At 66.2% G+C, this 22,634-nt stretch carries 22 protein-coding genes; 9 read left to right on the top strand and 13 right to left on the bottom strand.

The window, feature by feature from the left end; all coding sequences use genetic code 11:
* Positions 1–130: 130 nt before the first annotated feature.
* On the top strand, positions 131–1,597 hold the full coding sequence (locus ACX12D_RS00970) for a CHASE3 domain-containing protein (RefSeq protein WP_459372577.1): 1,467 nt from the start codon (positions 131–133) through the stop codon (positions 1,595–1,597).
* Between the two features lie 100 nt (positions 1,598–1,697).
* On the opposite strand, the gene ACX12D_RS00965 is transcribed toward ACX12D_RS00970, so the two are convergent.
* From ACX12D_RS00965 to ACX12D_RS00940, 6 genes are all read right to left on the bottom strand, one after another.
* Positions 1,698–1,841, bottom strand: a complete 144-nt coding sequence (locus tag ACX12D_RS00965) for an entericidin A/B family lipoprotein (protein ID WP_035859076.1) — start codon at positions 1,839–1,841, stop codon at positions 1,698–1,700.
* Positions 1,842–1,964: 123 nt separating this feature from the next.
* Positions 1,965–2,372 (bottom strand): response regulator, encoded by a 408-nt coding sequence (locus ACX12D_RS00960; RefSeq protein WP_441641348.1) that lies wholly within the window; start codon positions 2,370–2,372, stop codon positions 1,965–1,967.
* Positions 2,373–2,481: 109 nt separating this feature from the next.
* A complete protein-coding gene (locus ACX12D_RS00955; RefSeq protein ID WP_459372576.1) occupies positions 2,482–3,114 on the bottom strand; it encodes a response regulator in 633 nt (210 codons plus the stop codon).
* A gap of 191 nt (positions 3,115–3,305) precedes the next feature.
* The gene (locus ACX12D_RS00950; RefSeq protein ID WP_459372575.1) at positions 3,306–3,665 is read right to left on the bottom strand and encodes a hypothetical protein; all 360 of its coding nucleotides are present in this window, start codon (positions 3,663–3,665) and stop codon (positions 3,306–3,308) included.
* 238 nt (positions 3,666–3,903) lie between these two features.
* Positions 3,904–6,651 carry a methionine synthase gene (gene metH / locus ACX12D_RS00945; protein WP_459372573.1) on the bottom strand — a complete coding sequence of 916 codons (2,748 nt, stop codon included), beginning with the start codon at positions 6,649–6,651 and terminating at the stop codon, positions 3,904–3,906.
* Positions 6,652–6,687: 36 nt separating this feature from the next.
* Positions 6,688–7,755, bottom strand: coding sequence for a homocysteine S-methyltransferase family protein (locus ACX12D_RS00940; protein WP_459372572.1), 1,068 nt, complete (start codon positions 7,753–7,755; stop codon positions 6,688–6,690).
* A 188-nt stretch (positions 7,756–7,943) separates the two neighbouring features.
* Between ACX12D_RS00940 and ACX12D_RS00935 the strand changes: the two genes are divergently transcribed.
* Positions 7,944–8,336, top strand: coding sequence for a rhodanese-like domain-containing protein (locus ACX12D_RS00935; protein ID WP_006161304.1), 393 nt, complete (start codon positions 7,944–7,946; stop codon positions 8,334–8,336).
* A 159-nt stretch (positions 8,337–8,495) separates the two neighbouring features.
* Here the strand turns inward: ACX12D_RS00935 and ACX12D_RS00930 are convergent, their stop codons facing one another.
* From ACX12D_RS00930 to ACX12D_RS00915, 4 genes are all read right to left on the bottom strand, one after another.
* Positions 8,496–8,753, bottom strand: coding sequence for a BTH_I0359 family protein (locus ACX12D_RS00930; RefSeq protein ID WP_006161303.1), 258 nt, complete (start codon positions 8,751–8,753; stop codon positions 8,496–8,498).
* Between the two features lie 261 nt (positions 8,754–9,014).
* On the bottom strand, positions 9,015–9,857 hold the full coding sequence (gene pcaD, locus ACX12D_RS00925) for a 3-oxoadipate enol-lactonase (RefSeq protein ID WP_459372571.1): 843 nt from the start codon (positions 9,855–9,857) through the stop codon (positions 9,015–9,017).
* A 140-nt stretch (positions 9,858–9,997) separates the two neighbouring features.
* The gene (locus ACX12D_RS00920; protein ID WP_459372570.1) at positions 9,998–11,083 is read right to left on the bottom strand and encodes a DUF3108 domain-containing protein; all 1,086 of its coding nucleotides are present in this window, start codon (positions 11,081–11,083) and stop codon (positions 9,998–10,000) included.
* A complete protein-coding gene (locus tag ACX12D_RS00915; RefSeq protein WP_441641545.1) occupies positions 11,043–11,879 on the bottom strand; it encodes an IclR family transcriptional regulator in 837 nt (278 codons plus the stop codon). The genes ACX12D_RS00920 and ACX12D_RS00915 overlap by 41 nt, the downstream gene beginning before the upstream one ends.
* Positions 11,880–12,140: 261 nt before the next feature.
* Here ACX12D_RS00915 and ACX12D_RS00910 point away from each other — a divergent pair, with 261 nt between their 5' ends.
* The 7 genes from ACX12D_RS00910 (at position 12,141) to rfaE2 (ending at position 20,025) form a co-directional block, all read left to right on the top strand.
* The gene (locus ACX12D_RS00910; protein WP_459372569.1) at positions 12,141–13,163 is read left to right on the top strand and encodes a Bug family tripartite tricarboxylate transporter substrate binding protein; all 1,023 of its coding nucleotides are present in this window, start codon (positions 12,141–12,143) and stop codon (positions 13,161–13,163) included.
* Positions 13,164–13,233: 70 nt separating this feature from the next.
* Positions 13,234–14,217, top strand: a complete 984-nt coding sequence (locus ACX12D_RS00905) for a fumarylacetoacetate hydrolase family protein (protein ID WP_459372568.1) — start codon at positions 13,234–13,236, stop codon at positions 14,215–14,217.
* A gap of 198 nt (positions 14,218–14,415) precedes the next feature.
* Positions 14,416–15,300 (top strand): enoyl-CoA hydratase/isomerase family protein, encoded by an 885-nt coding sequence (locus tag ACX12D_RS00900; protein ID WP_459372567.1) that lies wholly within the window; start codon positions 14,416–14,418, stop codon positions 15,298–15,300.
* Positions 15,301–15,369: 69 nt separating this feature from the next.
* The gene (locus tag ACX12D_RS00895; RefSeq protein WP_459372566.1) at positions 15,370–16,263 is read left to right on the top strand and encodes a PhaM family polyhydroxyalkanoate granule multifunctional regulatory protein; all 894 of its coding nucleotides are present in this window, start codon (positions 15,370–15,372) and stop codon (positions 16,261–16,263) included.
* 91 nt (positions 16,264–16,354) lie between these two features.
* Entirely contained in the window at positions 16,355–17,575 is a 1,221-nt protein-coding gene (locus tag ACX12D_RS00890; protein WP_459373894.1) for a patatin-like phospholipase family protein, read from the top strand.
* Between the two features lie 219 nt (positions 17,576–17,794).
* A complete protein-coding gene (locus ACX12D_RS00885) occupies positions 17,795–18,658 on the top strand; it encodes a ferritin family protein (RefSeq protein WP_043342844.1) in 864 nt (287 codons plus the stop codon).
* An 872-nt stretch (positions 18,659–19,530) separates the two neighbouring features.
* The gene (gene rfaE2 / locus ACX12D_RS00880) at positions 19,531–20,025 is read left to right on the top strand and encodes a D-glycero-beta-D-manno-heptose 1-phosphate adenylyltransferase (protein WP_459372565.1); all 495 of its coding nucleotides are present in this window, start codon (positions 19,531–19,533) and stop codon (positions 20,023–20,025) included.
* Positions 20,026–20,052: 27 nt separating this feature from the next.
* Here the strand turns inward: rfaE2 and ACX12D_RS00875 are convergent, their stop codons facing one another.
* The 3 genes from ACX12D_RS00875 to ACX12D_RS00865 are packed head-to-tail and all read right to left on the bottom strand — an operon-like array spanning position 20,053 to position 22,602.
* Complete coding sequence (locus tag ACX12D_RS00875) at positions 20,053–20,781, bottom strand: SPOR domain-containing protein (RefSeq protein ID WP_459372564.1); 729 nt, start codon at positions 20,779–20,781, stop codon at positions 20,053–20,055.
* A gap of 58 nt (positions 20,782–20,839) precedes the next feature.
* Positions 20,840–21,691 carry a type III pantothenate kinase gene (locus tag ACX12D_RS00870; protein WP_459372563.1) on the bottom strand — a complete coding sequence of 284 codons (852 nt, stop codon included), beginning with the start codon at positions 21,689–21,691 and terminating at the stop codon, positions 20,840–20,842.
* Positions 21,688–22,602, bottom strand: a complete 915-nt coding sequence (locus tag ACX12D_RS00865) for a biotin--[acetyl-CoA-carboxylase] ligase (RefSeq protein ID WP_459372562.1) — start codon at positions 22,600–22,602, stop codon at positions 21,688–21,690. Before ACX12D_RS00865 ends, ACX12D_RS00870 begins: the two co-directional genes overlap by 4 nt.
* Positions 22,603–22,634: the final 32 nt, after the last annotated feature.

Here is a 22,634-nt window from a genome sequence, read left to right as displayed (position 1 = left end):
CTCGTAGGCAGCACCGGAGACACGGCGGGTTGACCGCAGACAGTCGATGTGCTTCCATCGTCGCAGACAAGGTGCAGGCCAGGCGCGGGAGACGCCGCGCCGGCCAGGCGCCCGACTTCGGGAAACGAACATGTTCAAGCAGTCACTGCTGCGCTCGACCTTGCGCTCGACCTTGCTTCTGGCGGGTGGCATTGTGCTTACCGTGGTGGTGCTGATCGCCTCCGAGGCGGGCAACATCCGCTTGCGCCAGGGCTATACGCAAGTCATCCAGTCGCAGCAGGTGCAGGGCCAGATCAACGCCCTGCTCGGCGAGCTGGTCACTGCCGAAGCCGGCCAGCGTGGCTTCCTGCTGACCGGCAAGGAAAGCTACCTCCAGCCGTACTACAAGGCCGTGCCGCGCATCAATGCGCTGATGAGCGCGCTGCGCAACCGCTACGCGGACGACCCCGAGGCACTCAAGCTGTTCACCGAGGCCTCCACCGCCGTCAGCCGCAAGCTCACCGAGATGGACCTGACACTGCTCTACGGCAAGCGCGACGTGGAAGTGGCGCTCGACCTGGTGCGCACGGACTTCGGCAAGCAGACGATGGACAACGCGCGGCGCGGGCTGGAAGCCTTGCTGCAACGCGAGGCCAAATCGGTGTCGCAAAGCCTGGAGTACGCCGACCGCGACCTTGCTCTGTCGCGCTACGGCATCGGCCTGCTGACCGCCATCAATATCGTGCTGCTGATTGTGGTGGGCTTGCAGCATTCGCGCCGCATGGCGGTATCGGAAGCCGCACGCAGCGAGCTAGAGGAGGAAAGTGCGCGCCTGGACAACATGGTGCGCTCGCGCACCCGCCAGCTATCGGCGCTGGCATCCCACCTGCAGCGCGTGACCGAGGACGAGAAGACGCGGCTGGCGCGCGAGCTGCACGACGAGCTGGGCGCCATCCTGACGGCCACCAAGCTCGATATGCACTGGGTGCGCCGCCGCGTCCAGGACACCCACCCGGATGTGGCGGAAAAGCTCACCCGCGTGATGCTGCATGTGGACCAGGGGATCCAGATCAAGCGGCGCCTGATCGAGGACCTGCGGCCCACCGTGCTGCTCAACCTGGGCCTGAAGGAAGCCATCGGCCAGCTGGTGGAGGAAGTGGCGGCGCGCAACCAGTGGGAGGCGGATGTGCAGCTGGCAGAGGCGGTGCCGCCGCTGCGCGACGACGCGGCCATCGCCCTATACCGCATCGTGCAGGAGTCGCTCACCAACGCCAGCAAGTACGCCGAAGCGCAGCGCGTGTCCATCCAGCTCGATTGCGCCGACGGCGTGCTCTCGCTGGCAATCAGCGACAACGGGCGCGGGCTGCCGGCGGATTTCGAATCGCAGCGCTCGGCGGGGCACCATGGCCTGCTGGGGATGGAGCAGCGCGTGGTCGCGCTGGGCGGCACGCTGGAGCTCCGGTCGGAACCTGGTGCCGGCGTCACCATCCAGGTGGTGGTGCCGCTCACCGATGCCATCGTGGCGCCGCCGCGCGACGATGAGGAGGAGCTCGACGGCATGGGCGACCCCGGCGAGCGGCCGCAGGACGCGCCCAGCGGCACGCCGCCGGCCAGCTAGCCGGCCAGCCAAGCAGTGAAAAATGGAAAAGGGGCTCCGCGGAGCCCCTTTTCCATTCCTCTTGCCCGGTTGCCATGCACACGGCACGGCGGCTGGCACCTTACATCTTCTGCTTGGTGCTCTCGGCGGCGCCTTGCACCTTCTCGCCGCCCTTCTCGATGTCCTTGCCGGCACCGGCCATCGTATTGCAACCGGTCACCAGGACCACACCTGCCAGGGCACATAGCGCCATCAGCTTTCTCATGATTCTCTCCTTGCTCTAGGTTGACGCGGCATGGCCGCGCTTGGAACGGCTGGTATTGCCGATACGGTCGATACGGTCGATCAGGTCGATCAGGTCGATATGGCTGATCTGGCTGATATGGATTCAGCCACCTGCCTGCGCGTACTCCTCGATCACCCGGAACACCTGCTCGAGCTCGAGCGACTTGTCAAAGAAATAATCCGCGCCGGCCTCGGCGCACTGCCGCCGGTATGTGGGCACCTGGGCATGATTGGTGTAAACGATGCGGATGCCCGACACCTCTTTCCTCTGCAAAGCACGCAGCACATTGATCCCGTTGCCCTGGCGCAACTGCAGGTCGACGATGACGACCTCGTACTTGCCCGCCTCATAGAGGCGCAGCGCTGCGCTTTCGGTATCCGCCCAATCCACGACTTCGATAAACGGAAACGCGTTCAGGTATTCAAGCAACATACCCCGCAATACCGCTGAGTCCTCGATTAGCAGGACCCGCAGCGCGCGATACGAGGGGGCCGCAGCTTGATCCAACATGGTTCCATGGTAGCAATGGGGTGTAGGGAGAGACCATCGGCGTCCGTCCTACAGCAGCGCCTGGCAAACGTGGCAGAGTGCCGTGGAATACGCTCTGCCTTTGCGGCGCCTACTCCACCAGACCGTTCTTGATCGCGTAGTAGGTCAGGTCGGCATTGGTCTTCATGCCCATCTTTTCCAGGATGCGCGAGCGATAAGTGCTGACCGTCTTGACGCTCAGGAACAACTCCTCGGCGATCACCGAGACCGACTGCCCGCGCGAGAGCTTGCAGAAGATCTGGAACTCGCGCTTGGACAAGGTCTGGTGCAGCGGCTGGTTGGTGGGCTTGTCAAGCCCGCCGATAAGCAGGTCCGCCACGTTGGCGCTGACGTAGCGCCGGCCCTGGGCCACGGTGCGGATGGCCTTGACGAGATCGTCGGGCGCGCTTTCCTTGGTCAGGTAGCCAGAAGCGCCCGCCCGGATCAGGTTGATGGCGTACTGGTCTTCCGGGTAGGTGGAGAGGATCAGCACCGGCAGGTCGGGATGGCGCTGGCGCAACAGCTTGAGCACGTCGATGCCGTTGCGGTCGGGCATCGAGATATCGAGCACCACCACATCGAACTCGAGCTCGCGCAGCCGTACCATGACTTCGTCGCCGCTGGCCGCCTCGCCCTCCACCCGAATATCGGGCTCGTCGGAAAGAAACTGCCGCAGACCGGCGCGCACGATCTGGTGGTCGTCGGCGATCAAAACGCGAATCATGATGTCTCCCTGGGCATGGATGCACCAGCGCTCAGGAGCGGCCGGGCTAGTCTAGTGCATTGTAGTGCTTACAAAACCGCCCGACTGTCGGCGCAAAATTGACAGGCTCCCAGCTGGCCGCGCCAATGAGAAAGGGACGGGGTGAACCCGTCCCTGTGTTCCAGCATGCCAGACTTGCCGCCTGGCCAGCCTTATTGGACCTTGGTCGCCGCGCCGGCATCAGCGGCCGCGCCAGTGTCGGTTGCCGCCTCGCCCTTCTTGGCCTTGGCGTGGCTCGTGTGCTTCTTGGCCTTGGCGGTCGACTTGCCGTGCGTGTCGGTGTCGGCGCCAGCCTTGGCGTCCATGCCCTTGTCGGCGCTGGCCGAAACGCCCAGGCCAGCGTTTGCACCCGCGCTGGCGGCTGCACCCTTGTCGGCGGGCGCGCTGATCGCGGGCGCCGCCATGGCGCCGTTGACGCCAGCCTTCGCATCAACGCCAGTTCCTTGTGCCATGGCCAGCGAGGAAGCGGCAGCGATCGAGAGTGCGGAAAGGGAGATCAGCAGTTTGTTCATGGAGAGGCTCCTAGCAGTTTGCGCCGCTGCGAAACATTCGCTGCGGTGTTCACTTGATGTGAGCCCTCAGTCTAGGGACGCAGTGCCGCGCGGTCTGTTAGGAGATGTAATGCCTTGTAAGGAGTAGTGAAGAACTTACAAAGGCACATGGATGCGCTTGAAGAGGCTTTTTCCTGCTTGCCCAATGGCTTGCGATGGCACAGCGGCGCAAAACGCCGCCGCGCCGGCACGCAAGCAGTTACAGGTTTGGCGCGAGCGCGCGCTCCAGCACGCTGCGTTCTTCGCCGCGGCGCGCCACCATATCGTCCAGCTGGTCCTCGCCGATCTTGCCGACCGAGAAATACGTCGACTCCGGATGCGCCAGGTAGAAGCCGCTCACCGATGCGGCCGGCGTCATCGCCAGCGAGTCGGTGATGCCCATGCCGATCTCGGCGGCGTTGAGGAACTCGAACATCGGCGCCTTGACCGTATGCTCCGGGCAGGCCGGATAGCCCGGCGCCGGACGGATGCCGCGATAGGTCTCGGCGATCAGTTGCTCGTTGGTCAGCACTTCGCCGGCGTCGTAGCCCCACAGATCGCGGCGCACGCGCTCGTGCAGGCATTCGGCAAAGGCTTCGGCCAGGCGGTCGGCCAGCGACTTCAGCATGATCGCGCTGTAGTCGTCATGGTCGGCCTCGAACTGGGCTTCCTTCTTGTCCACGCCGATGCCGGCGGTGACCGCGAACACGCCGATGTAGTCGGCGATGCCGCTGTCCTTGGGCGCGACGAAGTCGGCCAGGCAGCGGTTGGGGCGCATCACGCCATCGATCACCGGGCGCTCGCTTTGCTGGCGCAGGTTGTGCCAGGTCAGCGCGACCTTGCTGCGGGTCTCGTCGGTGTAGATCTCGATATCGTCGTGGTTGACGGCGTTGGCCGGCAGCAGGGCCAGCACACCGTTGGCCGTCAGCCAGCGGCCCTGGATCAGGCGCGACAACATGGCCTTGCCGTCCGAGAACACGCGGCGGGCGGATTCGCCGACGATCTCGTCGTTGAGGATGTCGGGGAATTTGCCGGCCAGGTCCCAGGTCTGGAAGAACGGGGCCCAGTCGATATAGTTGGCGAGCTCCGTCAGGTCGTAGTTGCGGAAGATGCGCCGGCCGATGAATTTCGGCCTGGGTGGCACGTAGGCGCGCCAGTCCACCGGCGTCTTGTTGGCGCGGGCCTTCGCCAGCGACACCATCGGCGTGGCCTTCTTGTTGGCGTGCTGGTGGCGGATGCGTTCGTAGTCGGTCTTCAGCTCGTCCAGGTACCTGGCCGCGCCGTCGTCGGACAACAGGCTGGACGCCACGCTGACCGAGCGCGAGGCGTCCGGCACGTAGACCACCGGGCCTTCGTAGTGCGGCGCGATCTTGACCGCGGTGTGCACGCGCGAGGTAGTGGCGCCGCCGATCAGCAGCGGGATCTTCTTGATGCGGAAGTAGTCGTCGCGCTGCATCTCGGAGGCGACGTAGGCCATTTCCTCGAGCGACGGCGTGATCAGCCCGGACAGGCCGACGATGTCCGCGCCCTCGACCTTGGCGCGCGCCAGGATCTCGTTGCACGGGACCATCACGCCCATGTTGACCACCTCGAAGTTATTGCACTGGAGCACCACCGAGACGATGTTCTTGCCGATGTCGTGCACGTCGCCCTTGACGGTGGCGATGACGATCTTGCCGCGTGCCTTGACGTCGCCGCCGGCCTCGGCCAGCAGGCGCTTTTCTTCCTCGATGTAGGGCAACAGGTGAGCCACGGCCTGCTTCATCACGCGAGCGCTCTTGACCACCTGCGGCAGGAACATCTTGCCGGCGCCGAACAGGTCGCCCACGATATTCATGCCATCCATCAGCGGGCCTTCGATCACCTCGATCGTGCGGCCGCCGCGCGCCTCCACCTGCTGGCGCACTTCCTCGGTGTCCTCCACGATGAAGGTGGTCAGGCCATGCACCAGCGCGTGCGACAAGCGGTCGGCCACCGGCACCGGGTTCTCCGGGGTGCCGCGCCACAGCAGGTTTTCTTCTTTCTTCGCGCCGCCGCCCTTGTAGCGGTCGGCGATCTCCAGCAGGCGGTCGGTGCTGTCCTCGCGGCGGTTGAGCACCACGTCTTCCACGCGCTCGCGCAGCTCGGCGTCGAGCTGGTCGTACACGCCGAGCTGGCCGGCGTTGACGATGCCCATGTCCATGCCCGCCTTGATGGCGTGGTACAGGAACACGGTGTGGATGGCCTCGCGCACCGCGTCGTTGCCACGGAACGAGAACGACACGTTGGACACGCCGCCGCTGACCTTGGCGTACGGCAGGTTCTGCTTGATCCAGGCGGTGGCTTCGATGAAGTCCACCGCGTAGTTGTTGTGCTCTTCGATGCCGGTCGCCACCGCGAAGATGTTCGGGTCGAAGATGATGTCTTCGGGCGGGAAGCCGACTTCATTGACCAGGATGTCGTAGCTGCGCTTGCAGATCTCGGTCTTGCGGGCAAAGGTGTCGGCCTGGCCCTGCTCGTCGAAGGCCATCACCACGGACGCAGCGCCGTAGCGGCGGATCAGTTCGGCGTGATGGCGGAACTGTTCCTCGCCTTCCTTGAGCGAGATCGAGTTGACCACGGGCTTGCCCTGCACGCACTTCAGGCCGGCCTCGATCACTTCCCACTTGGACGAGTCCAGCATGATGGGCACGCGCGCGATATCGGGCTCGGAGGCGATCAGGTTGAGGAACCTCACCATGGCCGCCTTGGAGTCCAGCATGGCTTCGTCCATGTTGATGTCGATGATCTGCGCGCCGTTCTCGACCTGCTGGCGGGCTACCACCAGCGCATCGTCGAACTGGCCGTTCAGGATCATGCGGGCGAAGGCCTTGGAGCCGGTGACGTTGGTGCGCTCGCCGACGTTGACGAAGAGCGTGTCTTCATCGATGGTGAAAGGCTCGAGGCCGGACAGGCGCATCGGACGCGGCGGCAGGGTATCGTTGGTCATGGCTTGATCTTGTTTCCGTGGGCTCGCGATGCGAATTCAGGCGGCGTCGCGGTACTGGCCGGGCCAGGCGCGCGGCTTCTTGCTGGCCACGCGCTCGGCGATGGCGGCGATGTGCTCGGGCGTGGTGCCGCAGCAGCCGCCCACCAGGTTCACCAGGCCGGACGCGGCGAACTCCTCCACCAGCGACGACGTGACCTCCGGGGTCTCGTCGAAGCCGGTATCGCTCATCGGGTTAGGCAGGCCAGCGTTCGGATAGCACGACACTGCCGCGTCGCAGATCTTGGCCAGCTCGGCAATGTAGGGGCGCATCAGCGTGGCGCCAAGCGCGCAGTTCAGGCCGAAGGTGATCGGGCGGGCGTGGCGCAGGCTGTTCCAGAAGGCTTCCACCGTCTGGCCGGAGAGAATGCGCCCGGAGGCGTCGGTGACCGTGCCGGAGATCATCACCGGCAGGCGCTCGCCGGTGTCTTCGAACAGTTGGTCGATGGCGAACAGCGCAGCCTTGGCATTGAGCGTATCGAAGATGGTTTCCACCAGGAACACGTCGGCACCACCTTCCAGCAAGCCCTTGCCCTGCTCGTAGTACGAATGGCGCAGCTCTTCGAAGGTCACGTTGCGCGCGCCCGGGTCGTTCACGTCCGGCGAGATGCTCGCGGTCTTGGGCGTGGGGCCGAAGGCGCCGGCCACAAAGCGCGGCTTGTCGGGCGTGCTGTATTTGTCGCAAGCCTCGCGCGCCAGCCGGGCGGCAACGACGTTCATCTCGTACGCCAGGTCCGCCATCTTGTAGTCTTCCTGGGCCACGCCCGTCGCACCAAATGTATTGGTCTCGATCAGGTCGGCGCCGGCGGCCAGGTATTGCTCGTGGATCTCGCTGATGACCTGCGGGCGGCTCAGCAGCAGCAGCTCGTTATTGCCCTTGACGTCGACATGGTGCCCGGCGAAGCGCTCGCCGCGGTAATCTGCCTCGGTCAGCTTGTAGCGCTGGATCATGGTGCCCATGGCGCCATCCAGGATCAGGATGCGCTCGCGCAGCAGGGCCGGCAGGTTGGCCGCCCGGGTGTAGGGACGCACGGGAGGAAGCGAGGCGGAACGTGGGGCGGCGCTCATGTGGGGCTCGACAGCAAGAGAAAAGACTGCGATTTTATCAGTTACATCAATGGTTTGCGGAATAACGGCGGCATCCGGGCGGTGCAGCCAACGGCGCTCGCGGGTTGCCGCGCGGCACCGCCCGGCCCTACACTGGGGCACATTCACCCTGATTCCCACCTTATTCCCATTAACGGAAAGCCTTGCCCATGCAACACCTCAGCCCCGGTGACGCGCAAACGCTCCTCAGCGAGTCGCCCGATGCGCTCTTCATCGATTGCCGCAGCGAAATGGAGTACCTCTTCGTCGGGCACCCCAAGGGGGCGCACAACGTGCCCTGGAACGATGGCCCCGACTGGGAGGTGAACCCGCATTTCGTGCAGTCGGTGAAAAAGCTCGCTGGCCAGGCATCGGCGCGCCCGGTGCTGCTGATCTGCCGCAGCGGCAACCGCTCGACGGCCGCCGCGCGGGCCCTGGAGGGTGCCGGGTTCTCTACCGTCTACAACGTGCTGCATGGCTTCGAGGGCGACCTCGACGCCGAGCGCCACCGCAATACGCTCAACGGCTGGCGCCATGCCGGGCTGCCCTGGGAACAGTATTAACAGTATTGAATGACCGGAAGCTGGCCGGGAACAGATCCTGAAAGCAAGATGCCTGAAAGCAAGAAGCCCGCGCGGTGCGCGGGCTTCTTGCTATTTCCTCTATGGCTTGGCTTGCCAGCCCGTCACGCGACGGAACGCTGGCAAAGGCAACCGCGGAGCCTAGTGCATCACTAGCGGGTGAATCATCACTGTATCGAACTTGCCAAGGAAATCATCCACCTCTTCCACCGACGGCTCGCTTTCGATCAGACGCGTCACGTCCGCGCGAAAGCTCTCGGCCATCTGGCCACCGAGGAAAATCTCGCGTTTCAGGTTCTTGTCCACGATTTCATAGCCGCCAGAGGCAAGAGGCGCATGCTCGACATCCGCACCAAACTCGACAATGCAGTAATTGTCGCTGTTGTAGATCATTTGCATGGCATACCTCCTGGCTGTCATGGGTCAAGCGGGGGGCGACTGATTATTTCGATAACCGGCACACTGGCCGGTTGCCCTCCGCGATTTCACCTCCAAGCTGAGGGTGTTTGCCGTGTTTTCAAGTTCTGCTTCGGCAAACCGCAGGTATTGAGCGTTCCCTCACTACATTGGGCAACGGCCATCCCAGCAAGTTCTTGAGTTTGGTGGGAAAGCCATCGCCCGCCGTTCTGCCTAGCTCTGCCTTGAGCGCCAAGGTTCGTCTCAGGGTACATCGCACTGCGCGCCGCAAGCCGCATTGCCAAGAAAAGCATCCAGCACGCCATGAAAGCGGTCCGCCTGCTCGATATGGGCAAGGTGCGCGGCGCGAGGCAGGATTTCGAGCCGGGCACCGGGAATGGCGGCGGCAATCTCGCGTGCCATCGCCGGCGGCGCCCCCAGGTCCTCCTCGCCGGCCACTACCAGAGTAGGACAATGAATCCGCGAAATCGCCCCGGCCAGGTCAAATGCCATGATGGCCTGGCTGGTGCCGACGTAGCCGTGCACGGGCGTGGCCAGCAGCATCTCGCGCACGCGGGCCACCTCCTGCGGATGCGCGCCGCCAAATGCCGCGCTGAACCAGCGCTGCATGGTGCTGTCGGCAACGCCCGCCATGCCGTGCGCTTCCACATGGCCGATGCGCTCATGCCACATCGGGTGGCCACCCAGCGGCGTGCGGTTGACGGTCGCGACCAGGGTCAGCGACAGCAAACGCTCGGGATGGCGCACGGCCGCGGTCTGGGCGATCATGCCGCCCACCGAGACCCCGACGAAATGCGCGGCCGGCACCTCCAGCACATCCATCAGGCAGGCCACATCGTCGGCCAGGCGGATCATCGAGTAGGCGCCGATCGGCGCATCGCTCTGGCCGTGCCCGCGCAGGTCGTAGCGCAGCACGCGATAGCGTGGCGCCAGGTGGCGCGCCGTGGCATCCCACAAGGTGTGATTGGCGCCCAGCGCATGCGCCAGGACTACCCAGGGGCCGTCGCCCCCGTCGATGCGCACGTGCAGGCTGATATCACCCACGCGCACGCGGCGGGTCTCGGATGGTGGCAGGGTGGCGCTCATGACGGGTCTCCGGTTGTTGGTGAAAACACGGTGAACCACAGCGGCGGCCGATGCCGCGGCTTGCGGACGGCTTGCGGACGGGCCTGGCTTGCGGACGGGCCTAAGCCGGACTTGAGACGGCCTGAAGACGGCTTGCAGGCTCAGCGCAGCGGTTCGCTGTCGCGATAAACGAGCTCGATCTGCGTGCCGTCGGGCTCCGTCTGCTGCAGCTTCACTGGCATCCACTGCAGCGACTGCGCCAGCCACACTTCCACGCGCCGGCGATCATTGGCATGGCGCGGCAGCCGCACGAAATGCTTGGCCCGCACCGCGCCATGGCCGGTATCCACGTCCTCTTCCCCCACATACTGCACCTGCATGGGCTCCAGGTCACGCGTATCCGCCACCTCGAAGGTTTCCGTCACGCCCGGCGTGGCGTAGCGCTGCGGATTGCCCCGCACCAGCCCCACCAGTTGCAGGAACACGCTGAAACGGTCCTGGCCCGCGGCCGGCAACGGCTCCTGCTTGCCGCGCCCCTCGAAGACGAGCGTGCCGGAAGCGCGATCAAAGCGAGCCGCCTCGACGCGGTTGCGGCGGCTCTCCTCATAGCGCTCGGGCGCGAGGCCGCGCTCGTTGAGCGCGCCGGTGCTGTGAAAGGCGAAGCGGAACCACAACACCCGTGTCTCCACTGCGAGCTGGTAGTGCGCGCCATCTTGCTGCCAGCGGATCAGGCCATCCGGGTTCTGCACGCCATTGACGAAGCTGGCGTAGTGCAGCAGCGTGGAGGGGGGCGCCGAGTAGCGGACGTTGTCAGGGGGCGCCGCGGCCTGCGCGGCCGCCGGCGCGGACGCGGGCGCCGCACTGCTCCCGGCGCCGCCAGCGGCGCTCGCCATGGCAGGACCGGCGCCAGGCGTGGCAAGCAGCGCTGGCGCCTCAGGGGCGGCGGGTGCTTCAACCGGGGGCGGTGGTGTGGGCACGGGCTCGGTGCGCGCCGCCGGGGGCCGCTTTGGCATGGCCGGTGCCGGGCGTGGCGGCGCTACGGGTGCCGGTGGCGCCGGCGGTGGCAGCAGGATGGCTTCGAGCGGCGGCGGCGCGGTCGGGTCCCGCGGCAGCCCGGGCATATGCAGCAGGCCCAGCACTGCCAGCAGGTGGGCGGCCAGCACCAGCGCAAGCGCAACCGCCCAGCGCAGGCGGCGCGAGGCAGGCTTACGGGGAAGGGCCGTTCGGCCCGCTCGTCGGGCTGCCACCAAGATAACCAAGCTCCGAAGAAATCTGCCGTGCAATATCGCGTACATGACGGTCAACCGCACCGCCCCATTCTGCATCGAATACGCTCTGCGCGCCCAGCACGATCAGCGCCATCGCCACGTGGCCGTTGGCGTCGAACACCGGCATCGAAAACGCATTGATGCCCGGCAGCACGCCACCTTTGACGCGCGCCGCGCCATGGGCGCGAACGTCGTCGCAGACCACGTCATAGTCGGCCAGTGAGCGCGGCAGGTCCGGAATATCGTCATGGCCGCGCTCCGCCAGTTCCCGTTCGACCAGCGGCCGCGTCTGTTGTTTCGGCAGGTAGGCGCCGTACAGCCTGCCGGTGGCGGAGTTGAGCATAGGCATCACGTCGCCCAGGCGCAGGCTGACCGTGACCGGGTGGCTGGATTCCTCCCAGTGCACGATGGTCGGGCCGTGGTTGCCCCAGACGGCAATGCCGATGGTCTGGTCCATCTCGTCGCGCAATTGCGACAGGATCGGGCGGGCCTTCTTGACCGGATCTAGCCGATTGAGGCCGGCGAGGCCCAGTTGCAGCGCGAACGGCCCGAGATCGTAGCGCCCGCCAACCGGGTCCTGCATCACCACGCCGAGCCGCTGGAAGCTGACCAGGTAGCGATGTGCCTTGGCCGGATTCATGTCGGCGGCGGCGGCGAGGTCGCGCAGCATCATGGCGCGCGGCGATGCTGCCAGCGCCTGCAGCAGCTTGAAGCCAACCTCGATCGACTGGATGCCGGAGCGCAGCTTGGAATCGTCTTCTTCAAGTTCGGTCATGCGGCAACGGGGGCAAGAAATTTAGAAAGATATGCATGAATCACACATACCGGCTACGCGCATGCAAAGCAATGATGCAGCCCTGCCCATGAATTTACTATAGCGAAATCGATTTACCAATTTTTAAACCGTCGGTAGACTTTGAGCGCACATTTACAGGTCGGGGCGAATCGATATCTTCGGCACCGGCCAATACCGGCGCGGGCATGCCGCCATGCAATCCAGATGGCGCGGCGCCGCCGCTTTCTACAGGAGACGAAGATGACCCGCCTTTCCCCCTTCGGCCAACGCCCCGCGCGGCAAGCATGGCGCGCCTGCGCCGCACCGCTGCTAGCCGCGCTGACGCTGGGCGCCGCCGCGTTCCAGCCCGCCTGCGCCGCCGACAACTGGCCCACCCAGCCGATCCGCTGGGTCGTGCCCTATCCGGCGGGAGGCGGCACCGACGTAGTAGCGCGCACGCTGGGCCAGGCCATCACGCCGGCGCTAGGCCAGCAGGTGGTGATCGACAACCGTCCAGGCGCGGCCACCATCGTCGGCGCCGACGCGGTAGCGCACAGCAAGCCCGATGGCTACACGCTGCTGACCGCCGATACCGCCACCCTGGCGGCCAATCCGTCGCTGTACAAGAAGCTGCCCTACAACGCCGACAAGGACTTCGTGCATGTCGGGATGGTGGCGCGCTTTCCGCTGATCCTGGTGGCAACGCCAAACTTCCCGGCGCGCACGCTCAAGGAAGCCATCGAATACGTGCAGAAGAACCCTGGCAAGGTGAATTTCGCCTCGCCGGGCGCGGGCAGCCCGCACCACCTGGCCATGGAGCTGTTCATGGACCAGACCAAGACCAGGATGACCCACGTGCCCTACAAGGGCGCCGCGCCGGCGGTGCAGGACCTGCTCGCCGGCCAGGTCGAACTGATGTTCCTTGACCTCGCCTCCGGCCAGCAGAACGTGGCGGCCGGGAAGGTGCGCGCGCTGGGCGTGGCCACGCCCAAGCGCTTGATGGCGCTGCCCACGGTGCCGACGGTGGCCGAAGCCGGCGTGCCCGGCTTCGAAGCCTATGCCTGGCAAGGCGTGGTGGTGCCGGCCGGCACCCCCAAGCCGGTGGTGACCCGCCTGAACGCCGAGCTGGTGAAGGCGCTCAAGAGCGCCGATGTGCAGAAGCGCTTCGAAGGCATCGGCGTGGAACCGGTCTCCAGCACGCCCGAGGAATTCGCGCAGTACGCGCATGCCGAAGCCGAGCGCTGGGGCAAGCTGATCAAGGCCAAGGGCATCACGGTAGACTAGCGGGCTGCATTTTTTGCTTTTTCCGCTTTTTTTCCCGCTTGATCTGCTTTTTTCCTAACGCACCGCATACATGAAACTCGCCACCCTCAAGGACGGCTCGCGCGACGGCCAGCTCGTGGTTGTCTCGCGCGACCTGAAGACCGCCCACTACGTCAACGATGTCGCCGGCAAGCTCCAGACCGTGCTGGATGACTGGAACTTCTACGCGCCGCAGCTGCAGGACGTCTACGATGCCCTGAACGCGGGCCGCGCGCGCCACCCCTTCGCCTTCGACCCGAGGGCATGCATGGCGCCGCTGCCGCGCGCCTACCAGTGGGCAGACGGCTCCGCCTACGTCAACCACGTGGAACTGGTGCGCCGCGCGCGCGGCGCCGAGATGCCGCCGGAGTTCTGGACCGATCCGCTCATGTACCAGGGCGGCTCCGACGACATGATCGGCCCGCATGACGATATCGTGTGCGCCAGCGAAGCCTTTGGCATCGACTTCGAGGCCGAGGTCGCCGTCATCACCGGCGACGTGAAGATGGGCGCCAAGCCCGAGCAGGCCGCCGACGCCATCCGGCTGATCATGCTGGCCAACGATGTGTCTCTGCGCAACCTGATTCCCGCCGAGCTGGGCAAGGGCTTCGGCTTCTTCCAGAGCAAGCCGGCTACCGCCTTCTCGCCGGTGGCGGTCACGCCCGACGAACTGGGTGAAGCCTGGCGCGAGCGCCGCGTGCACCTGCCGATGACCGTCCACTGGAACAGCAAGAAGGTGGGCGCGCCCGACTGCGGCACCGACATGGTGTTCGATTTCGGCCAGCTCATCGCCCATATCTGCAAGACGCGCAATGTGCGCGCCGGCAGCATCGTCGGCTCCGGCACGATCTCCAACGTCGACCGCAGCAAGGGCTACTGCTGCATCGCCGAGAAGCGCATGCTGGAGATCATCGACGGCGGCCAGCCGGTCACCGGCTTCATGAAGTTCGGCGACGCGGTCAAGATCGAGATGTTCGACGCGCAAGGCCGCTCGGTGTTCGGCGCGATCGACCAGCTGGTGTCGGCGAAGAGCTGAGGCTGAGGCTGAAGGGAGCGCCGCGGGCCACGCCGCTTGCCGCTGGCCGCGCGGCGATGGGAGTGCTTATAATTGACCGACCGAACGGTTGGCTAATTGCCGTCGACTGCGCCAGGCAGCCACCGGCGGCGACCCGGGCCGTTTTTCGCGGCCCGGCCCCCACGCGTCACCAAGGAATGGCCCCGCCATCGTTGCCCCATGACCGCAATCCCTCCGCAAGCGCCTACGCCGTCGTCCACCCCGTTAGCGTCCGGCACCGACAACGTTGACAACGCGCCGTTGTCGCCACGCTACGACCGCTACCAGGCACTGACCCTGCGCCGGCATGGCCCCATCCTCGAAATCGTGATGGGCGCGCAACAGTCCGCCAACCGCAAGCTGGCCACAGCCGATGCCAATATGCATCGCGAGCTGGCCGAAATCTGGCGCGATGTGTCGGCCGATCCGGACGTGCGCGTGGCGCTGATCCGCGGCGAAGGCAAAGGCTTCTCGGCCGGCGGCGACCTCTCGCTGGTGGAAGACATGGCCAACGATTTCGCCACCCGCACCCGCGTGTGGCACGAGGCCCGGGACCTGGTCTACAACGTGATCAATTGCGACAAGCCGATCGTGTCGGCCATGCACGGCCCGGCGGTCGGCGCGGGGCTGGTGGCTGGCCTGCTGGCCGATATCTCGATCGCGGCCAGGACCGCGCGCATTGTCGATGGCCATACACGCCTGGGCGTGGCAGCGGGCGACCATGCCGCAATCGTGTGGCCCCTGCTGTGCGGGATGGCCAAGGCCAAGTACTATCTGATGCTGTGCGAGTCGGTGAGCGGCGAAGAGGCCGAGCGCATCGGGCTGGTGTCGCTGACCGTGGACGAAGAGGAACTGGTCGAGCGCGCCTTCGACGTGGCGCGCCGGCTGGCCGCCGGGTCGCAGACGGCGATCCGCTGGACCAAGTACGCGCTGAATAACTGGCTGCGCATGGCGGGCCCCTCGTTCGATGCCTCGCTGGCGCTGGAATTCATGGGCTTTGCCGGCCCCGATGTGCAGGAAGGCGTAGCCAGCCTGCGGCAAAAGCGGCCGCCGCAGTTCGAGTAACGCAGGTAGTTCCGATCAATGCAGTTCCGCAGCCGGCGCCGCCGGCTGCCGACCCCCGGAGGCGAGACCATGTTCGGCCAGATTCCAGATTTCACCAACGGCTTCGAGTTCCTCCGCAAGATGTGGGGCAGTGCCGCCGGCATGCCGGGCGGGCTGATGCCTGGCCTGCAGGCCATGACCCCACCGATGAACCTGGAAGACGTCGACAAGCGCATCCACGACCTCAAGGCCGTGGAAGGCTGGCTGCAGCTCAACACCAACCTGCTGCGCACCACCATCCAGGGCCTGGAAGTGCAGCGCGCCACGCTGGTGGCGCTGCAGACCATCGGCAACGCGCTCTCGCCGGAGGCGATGCAAAGCGCGATGGAAAACGTGGCGCGCACGGCCAACTCGCCCAGCGCGGCGCCCTACCAGCACCCCGCCGAGCCCCCCGCGGCAAGGCGCGTCTGGCCCGAGCCCACGGTCGAGGAAAACGAGGACGAGGAAGACAACGGCCCCGATGCGCCCGAAGCTGGCCAGGCGCAAGAGCCGGCCGCAGCATCCGGCCACGCTGCCGGCCCGGGTGAGGCCACCCCGCCGGATGCCAGCCTGTGGTGGGATGTGCTGCAGCAGCAGTTCAACCAGATCGCCAGCAGCGCCGCCACCGCCAGCATGTCGCCGTTTGGAAATCTCGGCAACCTGGGCGCCTTTGGCATGCCCGGCATGCCCGGCGCTGCCGCGCCGGAAGCCGCGCCCGCGCCCGCTCCCGCCGCCAAGCCCGAAGGCAAGGCGCCGGCCAGCAAGGCCAGGCCGGCCCACAAGCCAGCCAGCAAGGCAGCCGGCACCAAGGCCGGGGCCAAGCCGGCCGCCAAACCCGCGCCCAAGGCAACACGCCCGGCTGGCAAGAAATCCGCGGCGGCCAAGCCCGCCGAGCAGGAAGGCAGCGCCAACGGCTCGACCGGTACTTCCGGCGAGCCGTCCTGAGCCTGAACCGTACCTGAGCCGCGCGACGCCAGGGGAACCCCGTGATCCAACTTCGGAGCCGACGCCTGCAGTGAAGACCACCTCGCTGATCATGATGGGCGGCGGCGCCCGCGCCGCCTACCAGGCCGGTGTGTTGCGCGGCCTCGCACGCATAGCCGCGCAGCACGGCCGCGATCGTGGCCGCATTCCCTTCGACATCATTTGCGGCACGTCGGCCGGCGCCATCAACGGCGCCGGCATGGCGATCAACGCGGCCAACTTCCGCGCCGCGGCCGATAGCCTGGCCGCGCTGTGGGGCGGCATCCATGCCGAGGATGTCTACCGCACCGGCATCGTCGGCGTGGGTGCATCCGGCGCGCGGTGGCTCTCCGCGCTGGCCTTCGGCTGGGCCATCCGGCGCGCGCCGCGGGCGCTGTTCGACAACGCGCCGCTGGGCAGCCTGCTCAGCGAGCTGTTCGACTCCGAGCGGGTGCAGGCCAGCCTGGACGCCGGCGACCTCCAGGCCTTTGCCGTGACGGCGCTGTCCTATAGCACCGGGCGCCACGTCACCTTCTACCAGTCACACCGCCGCATCCATCCGTGGCGCCGCAGCCAGCGGCTGGCCGTGGAAGCCAAGATCGGCGTGGACCACCTCCTGGCATCGTCCTCCATCCCCTTCCTGTTCCCCGCGCTGCCGCTGGAGCTTGAAGGCCACCATGAGTGGTTCGGCGACGGCACCATGCGCCAGATGTCGCCCTTGTCGCCGGCCATCCACCTGGGCGCATCTCGCATCCTGGCCATCGGCGCGGCCTCGCGCCAGCGTCCCGGCTGGTTCGACACCGTGCCGGCCGGCGGCTACCCGTCGCTGGCGCAGGTAGGGGGCCAGGCCCTGGCCAGCATCTTCCTCGATGGCCTCAGCGCTGACCTGGAACGGCTGCAGCACATCAACAACCTGCTCTCGCGCATGCCGGAAATCGCCAACGACAGCGAAGGCTGGCGCCCGGTGCAAGTGATGACGATCTCGCCCAGCGAGCCCATCGAATCCATTGCCGCGACGCATGTGCAACAACTGCCCCGCACCGTGCGCGCCCTGCTGGCGCCGTTGGGCGGCACCGAAGCGCGCGGCGCGGCCTTTGCCAGCTACCTGCTGTTCGAGCCCGAGTTCACCCAGGCCCTGATCGACCTGGGCGAGAAAGACGCCCTGGCGCAACAGCACGAACTCGCGGCGTTCCTCTATGACGTCATCCCGCCCGATTATGGCGACGACACGAACGCAACGCCGGCACGGACGGTTACACTTGATGTCGAACCACCCGCCGGTGTGGCGGCCTGACTTATGGTGACAACAGGTTTTCCGCATCGCCTGACCTCGTGCGGAGCAATGCATACCGCTCTTTTTCGCACCAGCAAAAGCAAGGAAAGGCGCGATATTCGCCCATAAATTGGGCATCGTGCAGGTTCAGCCGCAAACACCCCCTTCCTTTGCGCTTAAAAAGGGCATTGGGAATAATTCGCATCTGGTAGAATCTGCCCGTAATTTCAAAGGCTTACCATGCTCTACCCCGAACTGTTCAAATCGCTGGAAGCGGTACGTTGGCACATGGACAAGGACATCCCCTGGGATTCCTTCGACCCGAGCTTGCTCACTGACGACCAGGCCAAGACGATCCGCATGAATGCCATCACGGAATGGTCGGCCCTGCCCGCCACCGAGATGTTCCTGCGCGACAACCGCCACGATTCCGACTTTTCGGCCTTCATGAGCATCTGGTTCTTTGAAGAGCAGAAGCATTCGCTGGTGTTGATGGAATACCTGCGCCGCTTCCGCCCGGACCTGGTGCCGACCGAAGAAGAGCTGCACGCCGTGCGCTTCGAGTTCGACCCGGCCCCGCCGCTGGAAACCCTGATGCTGCATTTCTGCGGCGAGATCCGCCTCAACCACTGGTACCGCCGTGCCGCCGAATGGCACACCGAGCCGGTGATCAAGCAGATCTACCGCACCCTGTCGCAGGATGAAGCCCGCCACGGCGGCGCCTACCTGCGCTACATGAAGAAATACCTGAACCAGTTCGGCGACAGCGCCCGCTCGGCCTTCGCCAAGATCGGCGTGCTGATGGCCTCCGCCCGCCGCACGGAAAAGCCGCTTCACCCGACCAACCTGCACGTCAACAAGGCGTTGTTCCCCAACGACACTATCCAGTCGCGCCTGCCGGACCCGGACTGGCTCGAGCACTGGCTCGACGAGCAGATCCGCTTCGACGAAGGTTGGGAGAAGAAGGTGATCGAGCGGATCCTGCACAATATGTCGCTGCTGTTCGAGCGCACTTTCGAGACCGTGCAGGATTTGAACCGGTATCGGAAGGAATTGAATGTGCGGTTGCAGGCGGCGGGTGGTGCGCAGCCGGCGCAGGCATAAAGTTGGTTTTTGGCTGGGGGTGTAGTTTTGGCGCCTTCGGCGGGACGGGCCCCATCGGATGATGGGGTTTTGTTTTTTTGGGGGTGTTGGGTTGTGGTTGGTTGTGGTTGCAACTGCAAACTGCAACAGCAACGGCTTAACGTCAAAGTCAAAAGCAACTGCAGTTTCACCTCCCCTGCGGGGCGGCGACCTACTTTTTTGTCTTGCCAAAAAAGTAGGCAAAAAAGGCGCGCCGGATGGGGCGACTACCCCTCGGGATTCGACGAAAAGAGCGGCCGGGACCCAAACTCGCATCGCCTTAAGGCGATACTCAGACATGGGTCCCTCTTTTCCGCTCTTTTCGTGAAATCCCGAGGCGCCCCATACGGCCTTGGCACACCTTCACGGCTCGCTTCGCATCGCGCACGGGTGTTGCCCGCCTGGGGGCGGGAAACACGGCTTACCACAGTGGGATCAAATTTCGATTCGGTGTAGCCGTGATTGCCGCCCCCAGGCGGCAATCACCCACCCGCGATGCGCAGCGAGCCGTCTGGGTTTTCATCTCCCGTTATGGGGCGCCTCGTCGGAAGGCAAAAGGAGCGGAAACGAGGAGGCCATGTTTGAGCATCGCCTTAAGGCGATGCGAGTTTGGCCTCCGGCCGCTCTTTTTGCCTGCCGACGAGGAGGCTTTCGCCCCATCCGGGTCGCTTCTTTGCCTACTTTCTTGGCGAGACAAGAAAGTAGGTCGCCGCCCCGCAGGGGTGGTGAAACTGCCTTTGACTTTCAGCTTTTGTCTTTGACGTTAAGCCGTTGAAGTTAAGCAGTTGACATTGAAGTTGCGCCCTCACCCGAAGACAATCGCAGAACCCACCGGCTACCCCAACACCTCCATCATGCCCCCCCCATCCTTCGAATCCAAACTAGTCCCCCCCGACAACCCAGCCGCGCTAGCAGAAAAACTAGCCACCCTCCCCCGCCCCCTGGTCTTCACTAACGGCGTCTTCGACATCCTCCACCGCGGCCACGCCACCTACCTGGCGCAAGCCAAGGCCCTGGGAGCCAGCCTGGTAGTCGGCGTCAACAGCGACGCATCAGTGCGCATGCTCGGCAAGGGCGACGACCGTCCCCTGAACCACGAATCGGATCGCATGGCGCTGATCGCGGCGCTGGCGTCGGTGGATCTGGTAGTGATGTTCCGCGAGAAAACGCCGGTCGAGCTGATCCGGCTGGTGCGCCCGGACATCTATGTCAAGGGCGGCGACTACGACATCGATACGCTGGAAGAAACCCGCCTGGTGCGCAGCTGGGGCGGCCAGGCGCATGCGATCGCGTTCCTGCACGACCGCTCCACCACCAAGCTGCTGTCCAAGGTACGCCAGGGCAGCTGAGCGAAGCAGCAAGCGCTGACGCGCGGCTCAGGTGCAGGTCAGCAAGTCCTGCGCGCCATAGCGCTGGCGCATCTCGTCCAGCCGCGTGCGCAGTGCCGCGTCGGCGTTGCGCACGCGCAGCCACTGGCGCGTCAGCGGATGCGGCGTATCGGTCAGCACCGCGGTGCGCACGCCGTGCTCGCGCAGGTTGTCGAGGAAATGCTCGGCATGCTCGCGCTCCTGGAACAAGCCCAGCGACACCGTATAGGTTTCCGGCGAGCCGGCGTTGACCACCGATACATCGGTGATATTGCGCCGGCGCAACTCGCCGAGCTTGCGCTGCAGGTTCTCGCGCGAGGCCTGCGGCGGCAGGTGGACCCACCAGCGCGCCTGCTCCTGCCGCTCGAACTGTTCCACGCGCCAGGCGCCGGGCGGGGCGCTGGCCAGCTCATCGGCCACCTTGCGCACCAGTTCCCCGTTGAAGCCACCAATCTCTACGCAAGCCATGGCTGGTGCGGCGGCTTGGGAAGTGGCTGCGGTTGTGGTTGTGGTTGCGGTTGTGGCTGCCGCGGTGGCGGGCCCGGATGCCGCCCGCTTGCCGCTCGGCTGCGGCATCTGGCGGAAGCGTTCGGCGCGCGCCTGCTGGGCAGCGCGTTCGGGCTCGCGCGCGCTTTCCAGCCAGCCGGCCAGCGGCTGTGGGCCGAACGCGCCCAGCACGGCGGCCAGCAGCAACGCATTGACCAGGACCAGCAGGATTAGGAGGCTTCGTTGGAGCATTGGGGGCGATGCTGGGGTGGAGCGACGGGTGAATAAGGCGATGTGGCCTGATGCGGGTTCAGCCCGCTGTGCCGACCGGGCTTTGCGAGGCCATCACATGCAGGCCGAGCAACACGAGATTATCGTGCATCTCGAACGGCATGGAGAGCGCGTTGGCCAACACATGGCGGGCGCCGCCGGAGAGCAGGCAGCGCACCGGCCCGCGCTCGCTCAGCGCGCGCCAGGTGCGCTCCACGGCACCGGCTTGGGCCGCCAGGCAGCCGGCGGCGATGGCGTCGCGGGTGTTGTCGGCCCAGGGCGTGGCCAGCCCGGCATCGCTCACGTCCAGGGACGGCAATTGCGCCGTGTTGCGCGCCAGCGCGCCCAGCATCAGGTCCAGGCCAGGCAGGATCAGGCCACCTTCGAAACGGTGCTGCGCGCTCACCACGTCGAGCGTGGTGGCGGTGCCGGCGGTGACGATCAGCAAAGCGCCTTCGGGGCGGTAGCAGCGCGCGCCGATGCTGCCGATCCAGCGGTCGACGCCGAGCTGCGTGGGCTCGCGGTAGCCGTTGACGAGGCCGCCGAAGCGCGGGCCCGAGCGTACCCAGTTCACACCGATGCCAGGGCCGAACACGGTGTCGAGCGTGGCTTGCAGGCTCGCCGCGATGGCCGGGCCGGCCACGTTGCTGACCCACACCAGCGGCTGCGCGCCGCCGGCGCCGGCCGCGCGCAGCGATGCCCATTGCGCCACCAGCGTGGCCAGTTCGCCATGGGCCACCGCGCCGCCGTGCGGCCAGGGCGTGGGCAATGCAGCCTCGTGCAGCACGGCGCCAGACCAGGCCTCGTCGCACCAGGCCCATTTCAAGCGGGTGTTGCCGATATCGATCAGCAGTTGCGGAACACGCGGCATGCCGGCGCTGGCGCCGCTCATGCGTGCGCCCCTTTATCCGCCGCCTTATCCGCCGCCTTATCCGCCGCGTTGTCCGCAGGACGCAGCGACACTTCGCCGCTGGCAATACGCTCCAGGCCCGAGGGCGTTTCCAGCAGCAGGTGGCCGTCGCCGTCAACACCGCGCGCCAGGCCTTCGGCCTGCACGCGGCCGTCGTGCAGCAAGCGCACTGGCTGGTCGCGATAGGCGTCGAGCGCGGACCAGCGGGGCGCCATCGGCGCAAAGCCCTGCGCCAGGAAATCCTCGCGCATCACCGCGAGCCGGTTCAGCACCGCAGCCAGCAGCACGGTGGGATCGCAGCCCGGCAGGAATTCGGTCACGCCGGCCAGGCTGCGCCCGAGCGCGGCTTCCATCTGCGCATCGCGCACCAGGTTCAGGCCAATGCCGACCACGGCCCAGACCCGCTGTGGCCCCGCCGGCACCGACTCGATCAGGATGCCAGCCAGCTTGCGGCCGTCGATCTGCAGGTCGTTAGGCCATTTCAGGCCAACGGCGGCGCCCAGACGCGCGTCGCAGTCGCCCAGCGCCTCGGCCAGCGCCAGCCCTACCGCCAGGCTCAGCCCGCTCAGCTGCGAGGGCGCTAGCGGCAAGGGCAGCGCCACCGAGAACGTCAGCCCGGCCTGGCCTTGCCAGGGACGCCCCTGGCGGCCCCGCCCGGCGGTCTGCCGGTAGGCCAGGCGCAACGTGGCGGACTCGGCCCATGGCGCGCTGCGGCAGGCCAGCGTCAGGTCGGCGTTGGTGGAGCCGGTCTCGTCGACCACGCCGAGGGCCCAGCCGCGCGCGGGGCCGGTGAGCGCGGCGCGCAGGCGGTCGGGGTCGATGCGCCAGGCTTGCGCGGGAGCGGCGGCCGTAGGGGTCGGGTCTGGCGTGGGCAAGGATTGGTCAGCGGACATGCGTTTCGACGATGGACAACACAATGGGCACA

It is taken from the genome of Cupriavidus sp. PET2-C1 (assembly GCF_054515855.1).
The sequence above is the reverse complement of the archived record's forward strand: the minus strand, read 5'-3'. Positions and strand labels throughout refer to the sequence as shown.